11 protein-coding genes are annotated in these 12591 nt (G+C 69.6%); 5 read left to right on the top strand and 6 right to left on the bottom strand.

What is annotated here, in order from left to right:
* Nucleotides 1–115 precede the first annotated feature (115 nt).
* Entirely contained in the window at nt 116–799 is a 684-nt protein-coding gene (locus tag ACTIE5_RS25815) for an SDR family NAD(P)-dependent oxidoreductase (protein WP_439552608.1), read from the bottom strand.
* A 13-nt stretch (nt 800–812) separates the two neighbouring features.
* The gene (locus ACTIE5_RS25810) at nt 813–1589 is read right to left on the bottom strand and encodes an enoyl-CoA hydratase/isomerase family protein (protein WP_439552607.1); all 777 of its coding nucleotides are present in this window, start codon (nt 1587–1589) and stop codon (nt 813–815) included.
* Between the two features lie 119 nt (nt 1590–1708).
* Between ACTIE5_RS25810 and ACTIE5_RS25805 the strand changes: the two genes are divergently transcribed.
* Nucleotides 1709–3181, top strand: coding sequence for a class I adenylate-forming enzyme family protein (locus tag ACTIE5_RS25805; RefSeq protein WP_439552606.1), 1473 nt, complete (start codon nt 1709–1711; stop codon nt 3179–3181).
* Here the strand turns inward: ACTIE5_RS25805 and ACTIE5_RS25800 are convergent.
* From ACTIE5_RS25800 to ACTIE5_RS25790, 3 genes are read right to left on the bottom strand one after another with little or no spacing between them, the layout of a single operon-like run.
* Nucleotides 3178–4200, bottom strand: coding sequence for a membrane dipeptidase (locus ACTIE5_RS25800; RefSeq protein WP_439552605.1), 1023 nt, complete (start codon nt 4198–4200; stop codon nt 3178–3180). The two genes, ACTIE5_RS25805 and ACTIE5_RS25800, sit on opposite strands and share 4 nt — an antisense overlap.
* The gene (locus tag ACTIE5_RS25795) at nt 4200–4805 is read right to left on the bottom strand and encodes a 2-hydroxychromene-2-carboxylate isomerase (RefSeq protein WP_439552604.1); all 606 of its coding nucleotides are present in this window, start codon (nt 4803–4805) and stop codon (nt 4200–4202) included. The genes ACTIE5_RS25800 and ACTIE5_RS25795 overlap by 1 nt, the downstream gene beginning before the upstream one ends.
* Nucleotides 4789–6249 (bottom strand): NAD(P)-binding domain-containing protein, encoded by a 1461-nt coding sequence (locus tag ACTIE5_RS25790; RefSeq protein ID WP_439552603.1) that lies wholly within the window; start codon nt 6247–6249, stop codon nt 4789–4791. Before ACTIE5_RS25790 ends, ACTIE5_RS25795 begins: the two co-directional genes overlap by 17 nt.
* A gap of 205 nt (nt 6250–6454) precedes the next feature.
* Between ACTIE5_RS25790 and ACTIE5_RS25785 the strand changes: the two genes are divergently transcribed.
* Genes ACTIE5_RS25785 through ACTIE5_RS25770 form a run of 4 tightly spaced genes read left to right on the top strand, consistent with a single transcriptional unit; the run spans nt 6455 to nt 11643 of the window.
* Nucleotides 6455–7525, top strand: a complete 1071-nt coding sequence (locus ACTIE5_RS25785) for an ATP-NAD kinase family protein (protein ID WP_439552602.1) — start codon at nt 6455–6457, stop codon at nt 7523–7525.
* A 28-nt stretch (nt 7526–7553) separates the two neighbouring features.
* Nucleotides 7554–8948 carry an aminomethyl-transferring glycine dehydrogenase subunit GcvPA gene (gene gcvPA / locus ACTIE5_RS25780; protein WP_439552601.1) on the top strand — a complete coding sequence of 465 codons (1395 nt, stop codon included), beginning with the start codon at nt 7554–7556 and terminating at the stop codon, nt 8946–8948.
* Nucleotides 8945–10495: an aminomethyl-transferring glycine dehydrogenase subunit GcvPB gene (gene gcvPB, locus ACTIE5_RS25775; protein ID WP_439552600.1), complete on the top strand. Its 1551-nt coding sequence runs from the start codon at nt 8945–8947 to the stop codon at nt 10493–10495. The genes gcvPA and gcvPB overlap by 4 nt, the downstream gene beginning before the upstream one ends.
* On the top strand, nt 10492–11643 hold the full coding sequence (locus tag ACTIE5_RS25770) for an NAD(P)/FAD-dependent oxidoreductase (RefSeq protein WP_439552599.1): 1152 nt from the start codon (nt 10492–10494) through the stop codon (nt 11641–11643). Before gcvPB ends, ACTIE5_RS25770 begins: the two co-directional genes overlap by 4 nt.
* On the opposite strand, the gene ACTIE5_RS25765 is transcribed toward ACTIE5_RS25770, so the two are convergent.
* The gene (locus ACTIE5_RS25765) at nt 11621–12430 is read right to left on the bottom strand and encodes an IclR family transcriptional regulator domain-containing protein (protein ID WP_439552598.1); all 810 of its coding nucleotides are present in this window, start codon (nt 12428–12430) and stop codon (nt 11621–11623) included. The two genes, ACTIE5_RS25770 and ACTIE5_RS25765, sit on opposite strands and share 23 nt — an antisense overlap.
* Nucleotides 12431–12591 lie beyond the last annotated feature (161 nt).

The following is a 12591-nucleotide window of genomic DNA, read 5'->3' as shown; positions in this document are numbered from 1 at the left end:
GCCGCTTCGTTCCTTCCCCGTGGTAGCTTCAAGTATTTATCGGAGTCCGAACTTTTGTTCGGAACTGATGCCTAGCGTTACTCCCGGCAGGTTTCGCCCGTCAAGCGGAAGACGGTTACAGCGAGGCGCCGCCGCAGATCATGATCTGCTGCCCGGTGATGGCCGCGGCATCGGGGCCGAGCAGGAAGGCGGCGAGCGCCGCCACTTCCTCCGGCCGGATGAAGCGGCCGATGGGGGGTGCCTTGGGCTGCATGGAGGCGCGGGCGGGGTCGCGCAGCATGGGCGTATCCGTGACGCCAGGCGCCACGACATTCACCGTGATGCCGCGCGGTGCGAGTTCGGCCGCGAAGGATCGTGCCAGGCCGACCAGCGCGGCCTTGGTGGCGGCGTAGTAGGCGCGGCCGGGCGCACCGCCGCTGGTGCGGCTGCCGATGAAGATCACGCGGCCACCCGCTTCCATGCGCGGGATCAGCGCATCGGCGATGCGCGCGGCGACATCGACATGCAGGCGCCAGAGCGTGTCGCCGGTTTCGGGCTGCATCGCGCCCAGCGCCTCCGCCCGCATCAGCCCGGCGGCATGGACCAGCGCCTGGGGGGCCAAGCCATCCAGCGCGGGCAGGAGCGCCGCGGGATCGAGCAGATCGACCGCGCGATGGGTGTAGCCCGCCCCCGCCCAATCCGGCGCGCGGCGGCTGAGGCCGGTGACGTGCCAGCCATCCGCGATCAGGCGCTGCGCGATGGCGGCGCCGATGCCGGAGGATGCGCCGGTGACGACGGCGTGGCGTGGTGTCTCGAACATGCCGGCGATTCCTTCAGCGCGACTTGTTGAGGAATTCGCCCATCACGCGCTGGGGCTCCCCGGCATCGAAGGCCTGGCGATGGAGCAGCCGCGCGGCTTCCATCGTCTCGTCGAAGCTGGCCTGGGTGGCGGCGCAGAAACGCTGCTTGTTGAGCTTGAAGGCGAGCGGCGGCTTGGCCGCGAGTTCCGCCGCGATGGCCATCGCCTTGGGCAGCACCTCCTCCGGCTCCACCAGATGGTGAAGCAGGCCGAGGCGGTGGCATTCCTCCGCGGAGGCAAGGCGGCCGGTCAGCACCATCTCGATCGCGCGGGACAGGCCCAGCATCTCCCGCATGATCCAGAAGCCGGTGGCGCTGACCATGCCGGAATTGATCTCAGGCTGGCCCATGCGCGAACCGGCATGGCCCACGCGGACGTCACCCAGCAGCGCGGTCTGGAAGGCGGAACCGGCGGCCAGGCCGTTGAGGGCCATGATCATCGGCTTCTCGAACCGCCGCAGCGCGCCGTAGAGGCGGCGCCATTCCTCGATCCATTCCTCCGCGCGGGCGCCGTCGAAGGTCCTGCCTTCGTTCAGGTCCTGGCCCGCGCAGAAGGCGCGCGTGCCGGCGCCGGTGAGCACCACGGCGCGGATGGCGGCATCGCTGTTGGCGCCGTTGATGAGGGCGACGAGGCGCGCGCGCATCGGCGCGTTCCAGGCGTTCAGGCGATCCGGCCGGTTGAGGGTGATCAGGAGGATGCCGTCGCGATTCTCCGCGAGGACTTGGCCCTCGGCCTCGGCGTCGATGGTCATGCTGCGTCTCCCCGCGTCGCGGCGGATGCTTCCACCGGCGCGCCGGCAGCGTCAAGCGCGGGGGGTGTCGATTGACGCGGCGATGGGCGCGCGGGAGCATCGGGGTGGGAGGGCGTGGAATGCAGCAAGGCGTGCCGCCGGCGGGTGGGTTTCTGGAGTTGTTCCGCACCATCGCGACGGCGGAACCGCGGCGCGTCTTCGCGATCGTCGATGGCGCGACGCTCGATTTCGGCACGCTGGATGCGCGGAGCGACGCGATGGCCTGGGCGTTGCGCGACCTCGGCGCGCGGCGTGGCGACCGGGTGGCGGTGATGCTGCCGAATGGCGCGGGGGCGCTGGCGCTGGTCTTCGCGCTGGCCAAGGCGGGGCTGGTGTGGGTTCCGCTCAACACGGCGCTGGTCGGCGACGCGCTGCGCTACATCCTCGACCATGCGAAGCCGCGCATCCTGGTGGCGGATGAGACGCTGCCAGGCGCGGTGACGCTGGCGGCGCTGGAGGGTGCGGCGCGGGGCCGGTTCGACGAAGGCCTGCCCGACCCCGGCGACGATTTCGCCATCGGCTACACCAGCGGCACCACCGGCCCGCCCAAGGGCGTGCGCGTGTCCCACCGCATGCTGCGTCTGGCGGGCGAGGGCGTGCTGCTGGTGGCGGAGGCGCGGGATGGCGATGTGATGTTCATGTGGGAGCCGCTGTATCATATCGGCGGCGCGCAGATGGTGGTGGTGCCGCTGCTGCGTCGCACCGTGCTGCACCTGGTGCCTCGCTTCTCCGCCAGCCGCTTCTGGGAGGAGGTGATCAATGCGGGGGCCACGCATATCCACTACCTCGGCGGGATATTGCAGATCCTGCTGAAGCAGGAGCCGAGTGCAAAGGAGCGCGCGCATGGCGTGCGCGTGGCCTGGGGCGGCGGCGCGCCGGTAGAGATCTGGGCTGAGGTGCGCGAACGCTTCGGCGTGGAGTTGCGCGAATGCTACGGGATGACGGAGGCGAGCAGCTTCAGCACCGCCAACCGGAACGGCACGCAGGGCGCGGTCGGTACCGCGATGCCGTGGTTCGAGGTGACGCTGCTCGGCCCGGGTGGCGCAGCGGTGCCGCAGGGCGAGCGGGGCGAGATCATCGTCCGCGCGCGCGACCCGCTGGCCCTGACGCGGGGCTACCTCGACAACCCCGAGGCCACCGCGAAGGCGCTGCGCGACGGCGCGCTGCATACGGGCGACCACGGGTCCTTCGATACAGAAGAAAATCTGTTCTTCCATGGCCGGATGTCGGACAGCGCGCGGGTGCGGGGCGAGAATGTCGGGGCGTGGGAGGTCGAGAGCGTCGCCGCGCAGCATCCTGATGTCTCGGATTGCGCGATGATCGGCGTCGCGGCGGATATCGGGGAGCAGGAGATCAAGCTCTTCGTGCAGCCGAAGCCTGGTGTGGCGCTGGATGCGGCCGCCTTCTCAGCCTGGCTGGAGGCGAGGCTGGGCCGCCACCAGCGGCCGCGCTACATCGCGGTTGTGGAGGGTTTCGAGCGCACACCGAGCCAGCGCATCATGAAGCACCGGCTGTCACGCGCCACGGATGATGCGTGGGACCGGATGGGCTAGCCGCCCCAGACGCGTTCGAGCAACCGCAGCCAATTGCTGCCGAGCAGTTTCACAATCAGGTCGTCGGACCATCCACGACGCACCATCGCCGCGGTGATGTGCGGCATCTCATGGATGCGCTGGATGCCGTGGGGCTTGTTGATCTTGGCGGTGGCGAATTCCGTCAGGTTGCGGGCATTCCCTTTGTCCCGGCTGGCATAGTTCTGGTACGGGCCGGGGCGGGGATGATCCAGGCTGAAATCCGCGCCGAGGCCCACATGATCCTCACCGACCAGCGCGATCACGTGTTCCATCGCGTCGATGTAGTCCTCAACCGTCGCGTCATTGCCGGCGCGCAGCCCGGGCGCGAAGAGGCTGATGCCGATGATGCCGCCGGCCTCCGCGCAGGCTTTCAGCAACGCGTCGGTCTTGTTGCGCGGCACGTCATGCAGCGCGCGGGGCAGGACATGGCTGATGGCGCAGGGCTGCCTCGACCAGGCGATCGTGTCGAAGCTCGTCTTCTCTCCGACATGGGAGAGGTCGCAGAGCACGCCGGCGCGGTTCATCTCGTGCACCACCTCACGCCCGAAGCCGGTGAGGCCGGAATCCGTCAGTTCGAGGTAGCCGGCGCCGGAGTAGTTCTGGGTGTTGTAGGTCAGCTGCATGATGCCGATTCCGAGATCCTTGAAGATCCCGATATCCTGCAGCCGGTCCTCGATGGGGGAGGTGTTCTGCCAGCCGATGCTGATGCCGGTTCGGCCTTCGCGCTTGGCGGCATGGATGTCGGCGACCGTCCTGATGGGACGCAGAAGGTCGGCATTCTCCGCCAGCATGCGGCGCCAGTCGCTGATGTTGTCGAGGCCACCGCGCAGATCCTCCCACAACACGGAGGCCGCGTTCACGCAGGTCACGCCGCCGGCCTTCATCTCCTCGAAGATCGTGCGGGACCAGTTGCAGGTGGACAGGCCATCGAAGACGACCGCGCGCGCATGCAGCGCTGTGGCGCGCGCCATGATGGCGGGGTCCTCATGCGCCAGCATCACGCGGACCTCGCCAAAGCGCGGTCCACGAAATCGAGGCGATCCTGGCCCCAGAAATTCTCGTCCTTCACGACATAGGTGGGGGTGCCGAAGATGCCGCGGCGCTCGGCCTCCGCCAGATTGCCGTGCCAGGTCTCGACATGGCGGGGCAACGCGGGGTCGCGGACCAGGGCGGCGCCTTGCTCGCCCACCGTGGCGCGGGCGAGGTCACGCAGCGTGTCCGGATCGGCGATGTCGCGATCCTCGGCCCACAAGGCGCGCTGCACGGCGAAGCTGAAGGCGGGTGCATCCAACCCCGCTTCCTGCACGGCGATCACGGCCTGGGCCGCCGTCTCGATGGTCCTGCAGGGGTAGAAGCGCGGCGTCAGGTTCAGCGGCATGCCGAGATGCCCGCGCCAGCGCGCCAGTTCCAGCGCGTGGTAGTCCTGCCGCGGCTGCGCGCGGGTGCGCAGCGGGATGCCGCCATTGGCCTCGATCACGCGGATGGGGCGCAGGACGATCCGCGCGCCATGCTTGCGCGCAATGGACCAGAGAAGCGGCGTGCCGAGATAGGCCCAGGGGGAGGATATGCCGTAGAAGACCAGGATCTCAGGCTGCGGCGTCATTGTCGCTCTCCAGGGCTCCGGTCCAGGGCGACCATTCGTCGCCCTGCAACTCGGCGGTGTCGTAGCGGTCGAAGAGGTCGCGGATGCGCGCGCGATCCTCGACGAAGAGGCTGCGGGCCATCGCCTCCGCCAGGCGGCGCGCGCCTTCGCTGACCGAGGGGATGCCGCTGGTCAGCTTGCCGTGGGACAGCACCGCGGGGAAGGTGAAGCAGGCGATGCGCGATATCCCGGGACAGGCGCCGGGCACGCGTTCCTGGAACTCGAATCCCGGGCCGAGGTCGGGGTGCTGCGCCAGCGCGTCGTCGCGCTCCTCCGGCGGCGGCGTGTAGCTGTCCGACCATCGGCGGATATGGGGCGCGATGGCGTGCAGTTCGGGCCGCGTCTCCGGCGCGATGGCGAAACCGGTGGCGAGGATCAGGAAATCGAGCCGCAGCGCGCCGCGCGGGGTCTTCACCAGCAGCGCGCCGCGATCCTCCCGCGCCGAGAGGATAGGGCAGCCGAAGAGGAAGCGCGCATTGGGGAAGGCGGAGACGCGCAGCACGGATTGCCGCGGCGCGGGCAGCTGCGCGTCATTGGCCAGGCGGAAGAAGCGCCACTTGTCCTCCATCGGCAGGCCCATGAAGCCATGCGCCATGCCCTTGCTGCCGATGCCGGTGAATTTGTCGATGCGGGGCATCTCCGCCCGGCGGATCAGCATGTCCACGGAAGCGGCGCCGGCTTCCAGCGCGACGGCGGCATTGTCCATGGCAGAGGCGCCGGCGCCGACCACGCCGACGCGCTTGCCGGCCAGCGACGCGATGTCGATCGCCTCCGCCGAATGGGCCCAGTAGCGGCGCGGCAGGTCGCGCAGCACGGCGGGCACAGCGGGGCCGCCCAGGCCATCGATGCCCGTGGCCAGCACCAGGCGGCGGGCATGCAGCACGCCGCTGTTCGTCGCGATACGGATGGGGCCGTCGGGCTGCGGCTCCATGGAAAAAACCTCGACGCCGTTGCGGACGGGCAGCGCCAAGACGCGGCGGTACCAGACCATGTAGTCCATCCACATGGGGCGCGGGATGCGGAACATCGCGGCCCAGGCTTCCTCGCCCCACTGCGCCTCGAACCAGGCGCGGAAGGTGAGCGAGGGGATGCCGAGCGCCGGGCCCGCGACCTCCTTCGCCGTGCGCAGCGTGCGCATGCGCGCCGTCGTCACCCAGGGGCCTTCCGTGCCTTCCGCCGCGCGGTCCAGCACCGCGAGGCGTGTGATGCCGAGGAAACGGAGCGCCGCCGCGGCGCAGAGGCCCGACAGGCCGCCGCCGATGACGGCGACATCCAGCAATTCGCCGCGCTCGAAGGGCGTTTCCGGCACCCAGGCCCTGGGCGGCAGGTTGAGCAGCGCCAATTCGCGCCGGAGCCGTGCCTCCAGCGCGGGCAGGCCTTCGGGTGTCGGGGCGGCTTGCTGCATCGCGGCGAAGCCTAGGACCGCGAGGCGCGGGGCCACAACCCTGTGGCGGCGGGGCGCGGGATGTCGGATGCTTCATCTTCGGGATTGCGCCATCGCCGGAAGCCCCGCAGATTGTCCGTCTGGCGCATTGATGTTCGCGATGCGAACACGCGGGAAGCCGCGATGCGAACGGGCGGGGGACTTGGTGCGGCGGCTGGGAGTCATCGTGAACCCCATCGCGGGCATGGGCGGCAGGGTCGGGCTGAAGGGCACCGATGGGCCGGATGTGCTGGCGCGCGCGCGGGCGCTGGGGGCGGAGCCTGTCTCCGGCCTCCGCGCGGTGCGGGCGCTGGCGGAACTGCGCGGCGTAGCGGTGCTGGCGGCGCCGGGCGCGATGGGCGCTGATGCCTGCGCGGCGGCGGGCATCCCTTGCGAGACGCTGGCCGGCGTAAGCGCGGATGCGCAGGGCACGCGTGACGCGGCGCGGGCCATGGCGGAAGCGGGGGTGGCGCTGATCCTCTTCGCGGGCGGTGACGGCACGGCGCGGGACGTGGCAGGCACGGTCGGCACTGAAGTGCCGCTGCTGGGCATCCCGACGGGCGTGAAGATGCAGTCCGCGGTCTTCGCCACCAGCCCCGCCGCGGCCGGCCGCCTGGCTGCGCGCGTCATGGCGGGCGAGGCCCGGTTCCGGGAAGCGGAAATCATGGATCTGGACGAGGAGGCGCTGCGCGCCGGCCGCGTCAGCCCCCGCCTGCATGGCGTGGCGCTGGTGCCGGAAGAACGCGCGCTGATGCAGGCCGGCAAGGCCGGCGCGGTGGTGACGGATGAGGCCGCGCTGGATGCACTGGCGCGTCGCATCGCGGGCGAGATGGAACGCGGGCGGCTCCATGTGCTGGGCTGCGGCACCACCATGCGCCGGGTGAAGCGCGCCATCGGATTCGAGGGCACGCTGATGGGCGTGGATGTCGCGCTCGATGGCCGCCTGCTGGCGGCCGATGTGAGCGAGGCACAGCTGCTGCGGCTGACGGAGACTGCGCCGGCGACCCTGGTACTGGGCGTGACGGGCGGCCAGGGCTTCCTGCTCGGCCGGGGCAACCAGCAGATCAGTGCTGCGGTGCTGAGGCGAATCGGGCGGCAGAACCTGGTCGTGGTGGCGGGGGCGATGAAGCTTGCGGCGCTCGATCCCGCCTGCCTGCATGTGGATACCGGCGATGCGGCGATGGATGCGGAACTCGCGGGCTACATCGCCGTGCGCACCGCGCCCGATCGCAGCGCCATGATCAAGATCGCCGCCTGAGGGAGACGAAGACGTGACAGGAGAGAGCATGACGGCGCATCCCTGGATGGCCAATTCCGTGCCCGCGATCAAGGAGGCGATGCTGCGGGAAACCGGCGCCCCTTCGATCGAGGCGCTGTTCGAACAGATCCCCGAGGCGCATCGCACGAAGCATGAATTCGCGCTGCCGCCCGCGCTGCGGTCGGAGGTGGAGCTGCGGCGCCACATGCTGCAGTTGCTGGCGAAGAACCGATCGTGTGAGGAGAACCTGTCCTTCCTCGGCGCCGGCATCTGGCAGCACCATGTGCCGGCCATCGTGGATGAGGTGGCGGGGCGGAGCGAGTTCCTGACCTCGGTCTGGGGCACGGCGATGTCCGACCATGGGCGCAACCAGGCCTGGTTCGAATTCTGCTCCCAGCTCGGCGAATTGGTGGCCTGCGACTTCGTCGGCCTGCCCGTCTATTCCTGGGGCTGCGCCGCGGGCAATGCGATCCGCCTGGCGTCGCGGCTGAACGGGCGGCGGCGCGTGCTGGTGCCGGCATGGATGGACCCGGAGAGGCTGGCGGTGATCCGGCAATATTGCGAGCCGGAGGGGATGGCGTCCCACATCGCGGTGGTGACGGTGGCACAGGATGCGGCGACAGGGCTGCTGGACCTGGCCGATCTGCGCGCGAAGATGAGCGACGGCGTCACGGCGGTTTATTTTGAGAACCCGTCCTTCCTCGGCCTGATCGAGACGCAGGGCGAGGCCATCGCGCATCTCGCGCATCAGGCGGGGGCGCAGGTGATCGTGGGCGTCGATCCCATCAGCCTCGGCGTGCTGGCGCCGCCGCCCGACTACGGGGCGGATATCGTCGTCGGCACGACGCAGACACTCGGCGCGCATATGAGCGCGGGCGGCGGCGCGGGCGGCTTCATCGCGTCGCGAGACGAGGAGCGGTATGCGCGGGAGTATCCGACGCTCAACATCTCCATCACAACCACGCAGAACCCGGGTGAGCACGGCTTCGCGCTGAGCCTGTCGCATCAATCGAGCTACGGGATGCGGGAGCAGGGGAAGGACTGGACGGGTAATTCCGTCTACCTCACCGCCATCGCCAATGCCGTCTACATGTCGCTGATGGGGCCCGAGGGTTTTCGGGAGTTGGGAGAGCTGGTGCTGGCGCGGTCGCATGCGGCGGCCAGGCGCATCGCGTCGGTGCCGGGCGTTTCGGTGCGCTGGACGGGCGGGTTCTTCCGGGAGTTCGTCGTGGATTTCTCGGGCACCGGCCAGACGGTCGCGGCGGTGAACAAGGCGCTGCTGGCGCGCGGCATCTTCGGCGGCAAGGACCTCTCCGCCGACATCCCGGCGCTGGGGCAGAGCGCGCTCTATGCCGTGACGGAAATCCACTCCTCCGAGGACATCGAAAGACTCGCGGCAGCGCTGGAGGACATCGTGCGATGAGCGGGACGCCGAAGCTGATCCACCAGGCCCGGTGGAACGAGCCCGTCGTGATGGAGATGGGCGTGAAGGGGCGGCGTGGCCTCGTTTTCCCGCGGCCAGAGACCGATGCAGCAGCGCTGGTGCCCGCGGGCATGCGCCGGCGCAGCGCCCCTGCCCTGCCGGAGATGACGGAGCACGACGTGCTGCGCCACTACCTGCACCTCTCGCAGCAGGTGCTCGGCATGATGGGCGTCAGCCTCTTCGGCACCTGCACGATGAAGTACAATCCGCGGGTCAGCGAAGCGCTCGGCCTGCGGCCGCAGATGGCGGAGATCCATCCGCTGCAGGATGACAGCACCATCCAGGGCCTGCTGGAGATCGTGCACCGCTTCGACCTGATCCTGCGGGAGCTTTCCGGCATGGACCAGTTCGTCTTCCAGGCCGCCGGCGGGGCGGACGCTGCCTACACCCATACCTGCGTCACGCGCGGCTATTTCGCGGCGAAGGGGGAGCTGGAGCAGCGGAACGAGATCATCACCTCCATCCAGGCGCATCCCTGCAACCCCGCCACCGCCGCGACCGCGGGGTTCAAGGTGGTGACGCTGATGCTGGAGGAGAATGGCTATCCGAGCATCGAGGCGCTGAAGGCCGCGCTGTCCAGCCGCACCGCGGCGCTGATGATCAACAACCCCGACGATATGGGCGTCTACAACCCGCAGATCGTCGAATGGACGAAGCTCGTGAAGCAGGCCGGTGGCCTGGCCTTCTATGACCACGCCAACTTCAACGGCGTGATGGGCCGCATCCGCGCACGCGAACTCGGCTTCGACGCCTGCATGTTCATGCTGCACAAGACCTTCGGCGGCCCCAAGGGCGGCGGCGGGCCGGCGGTGGGTGCCTATGGCTGCTCCGCCGAACTCGCACCCTTCCTGCCGAAGCCGATCGTGGTGAAGGATGAGGCGACGGGCCTGTACCGCATGGATCATGACCGGCCGGATTCCGTCGGCAAGGTGCGGGAGTTCCTGGGCAATCTCCACATCGTCATGCGCGCCTATGTCTGGGCGCGGGCGATGGGCGGGGACGGCATCAAGGAGGCCGCCGATCTTGCCGTGCTGGCCAACAACTACATGGAGAAGAAGCTCCTCGCCATCCCTGGCGTCGCGCGGTCCAATCCGGAAGCGAAGACCTGGCGCATGGAGATGACGCGCTATGGGCTCGGGCCGCTGAAGGAGGAAACCGGGCTCGGCGTCGTCGAAGTCGGCAACCGCATGACCGACTACGGGATCGACGCGCCCTGGCTGTCGCATGAGCCCTGGGTTGTGCCGGAACCCTTCACGCCGGAAGCGGGCGAGCTGTGGTCGAAGGAGGATATCGACCTCTGGTGCGACGTGCTGGCCAAGGTGTGCGACGAAGCACGCAGCGATCCGGAGATGGTGCGCACCGCGCCCCACAACGCGCCGATCGGCCGCGTGGATGGCGAGGCGCCGGAAGACCCCGCGCGCTGGGCCACCACCTGGCGCGCCTGGCAGCGCAAGCGGGCGGCCCTGGCCCAGCAGGCGGCGGAGTGATCCAGCAGGCCGATGTCGCCATCATCGGTGGCGGCATCGTCGGCCTCTGCCTGGCCCGCAACCTCGCCATCGCGGGGCGCGACGTGCTGCTGCTGGATGACGGCCGGCATGGCGGCACCAACGCCAATGCCGGCAGCCTGCATGTGCAGATGCAGAGCCGCTTCCTGCGGATGTATCCGGAGCTGGTGCCGAACCTGGAGGCGTCGCTGCCGCTGTATCCGGCGGCGGCGCGGCGCTGGTCCTCGCTGGCCGAGGAACTCGGCGCGGATGTGGAGTTGCGGCAATCCGGCGGGCTGATGGTCTGCGAGGATTCCACCAGCTACGAATTCCTCGCGCGGAAATGCGCGCGGGAGGAGGAACTGGGCCTGCGGGTGGAGATGCTGGATCGCGCGGCGGTCCGTCGCATCGCGCCCTATCTCGGCGAAGCGGTGGTGGGGGCGGAGCTCTGCCATGACGAGGGCAAGCTGAACCCGCTGCTGGCCAATCGGGCGCTGTGGGATGACCTCCGTCAGCGTGGTGTCCCGCATCGGCTGAAGGTCTGGGTGGAACGGATCGAACGCGACGGCGCCGGCATGGCGCTGACGCTGTCGGATGGCAGCGCCCTGCGCGCCGGGACGGTGGTGCTGGCCGCCGGCGCGGGCACGGGCAGGCTGGCGGCACAGCTTGGCGCGCATGTCCCGACCGTCGCCGAGCCGCTGCACATGAACATCACCGAAGCCGCCGCGCCACTGGTCAAGCACCTGGTGCAGCACGCCGAGCGCATGATCACGCTGAAGCAGTTGGCGAGCGGCCAGGTCGTGATCGGCGGCGGCTGGCCCGCGCGCTTCGCGGGGCCGGACCAGGCGCCGACGGTCGCGATGGAATCGCTCGTCGGCAACCTCACCCTCGCGCAGCACATCGTCCCCAGCGTGCGCGACCTGCGTCTGCTGCGCACATGGGCCGGGGTGAACACGACGACGGATGGGCAATGCGTGCTGGGGCCACTCGGCGCCGAACCGCGCGTGCATGTCGCGGTGCCGGGCGATGCGGGCTACACGCTCGGCCCGCTGGTGGCCGACATGGCGGCGGCGATCCTGCTGGGGCGCGAAGCGGGCTTCCCGGTGGCACGCTTCACGCCGGATCGTTTCAATCGCGAAGCGACCGGTTGATGCGGTCCGCGGCCTCCAGCAATTCCGGCAGGAAGCGCCTGTGCAGCACGTCAGCCGTGACGCGCGAGGAGGGGCCGCAGACATTCAGTGCCGCGAGCACCGCGCCGCCCGGTGCGCGCAAGGGCACGGAGACGGAGCGGAGGCCGATTTCCAGTTCCTCATCCACGATCGAGAAACCGTTGCGGCGCGCATCCTCGATGATCGCGCGCAGCTTCGGCTTGGACGTCACGGTATTCGGCGTATGCGCCACGGGCTTCATCGCCGACAGGGCCTGGCCAAGCGCCTGGTCACTGAGCCCCGCGAGCAGCACGCGGCCGACCGAGGTCGCATATGCCGGCAGGCGCCGGCCCACCGCGATGCCGACGGCGACGACACGACCAGGCGAGGGCGCATGCGCGACATAGAGCGCATCCTCCCCATCCAGCACCGCGGCGAAGGCGGCCTCGCCCAGCCGCATGGACAGATCCGCCATGATGGGCCGCGCGATGTCCCAGAGGCCGAGCGACGCCACGGCGGAATGGCCAAGTTCGAGCAGCTTGGCCGTGGGACGGAATCGCCCGCCCTCCTGCTCCATATAGCCGGCATGGGTGAAGGTCAGCAGGAAGCGGCGCGCGGTGGCGCGGCTGAGGCCCGTGCGCTCCGCCACCTGGGACAGCGTCTGCCGCGGGGTCTGCCGGTCAAAGCTGCGCAGCACATCGAGCGCGCGCAGCACGGATTGCACGATCTCCCGATCCTCCCGCGGGGGCGCTTCGGGCGCGTGCAGGTCGCGCGGGATCGCATCATCCATCGTGGTCTTGCCCATCGGGTCAGGCTGTTCGCAGGGCGAACTTAGGTCGCGTGAATCCGTGTGGTCAACGCTTGAAATCCTGGGAAAGGCCCTTGCGGTTTCGTCATGTGGTGTTTCACACTGCGGTCAAGCGTTCGCTGTGCGGTTGCCGCCAGTGGGTG

Origin of the sequence: Falsiroseomonas sp. (genome assembly GCF_051859025.1) — a bacterium.
Lineage (GTDB): Bacteria > Pseudomonadota > Alphaproteobacteria > Acetobacterales > Acetobacteraceae > Falsiroseomonas.
This window is presented reverse-complemented; position numbering and strand designations above follow the sequence as displayed.

Bases quoted from the DNA above. Each gene is read 5' to 3' on its own strand.
- ACTIE5_RS25815 (WP_439552608.1), bottom strand. From the start codon at position 799: ATGTTCGAGACACCACGCCACGCCGTCGTCACCGGCGCATCCTCCGGC.
- ACTIE5_RS25810 (WP_439552607.1), bottom strand. From the start codon at position 1,589: ATGACCATCGACGCCGAGGCCGAGGGCCAAGTCCTCGCGGAGAATCGC.
- ACTIE5_RS25805 (WP_439552606.1), top strand. From the start codon at position 1,709: ATGCAGCAAGGCGTGCCGCCGGCGGGTGGGTTTCTGGAGTTGTTCCGC.
- ACTIE5_RS25800 (WP_439552605.1), bottom strand. From the start codon at position 4,200: ATGCTGGCGCATGAGGACCCCGCCATCATGGCGCGCGCCACAGCGCTG.
- ACTIE5_RS25795 (WP_439552604.1), bottom strand. From the start codon at position 4,805: ATGACGCCGCAGCCTGAGATCCTGGTCTTCTACGGCATATCCTCCCCC.
- ACTIE5_RS25790 (WP_439552603.1), bottom strand. From the start codon at position 6,249: ATGCAGCAAGCCGCCCCGACACCCGAAGGCCTGCCCGCGCTGGAGGCA.
- gcvPA (WP_439552601.1), top strand. From the start codon at position 7,554: ATGACGGCGCATCCCTGGATGGCCAATTCCGTGCCCGCGATCAAGGAG.
- gcvPB (WP_439552600.1), top strand. From the start codon at position 8,945: ATGAGCGGGACGCCGAAGCTGATCCACCAGGCCCGGTGGAACGAGCCC.
- ACTIE5_RS25765 (WP_439552598.1), bottom strand. From the start codon at position 12,430: ATGGATGATGCGATCCCGCGCGACCTGCACGCGCCCGAAGCGCCCCCG.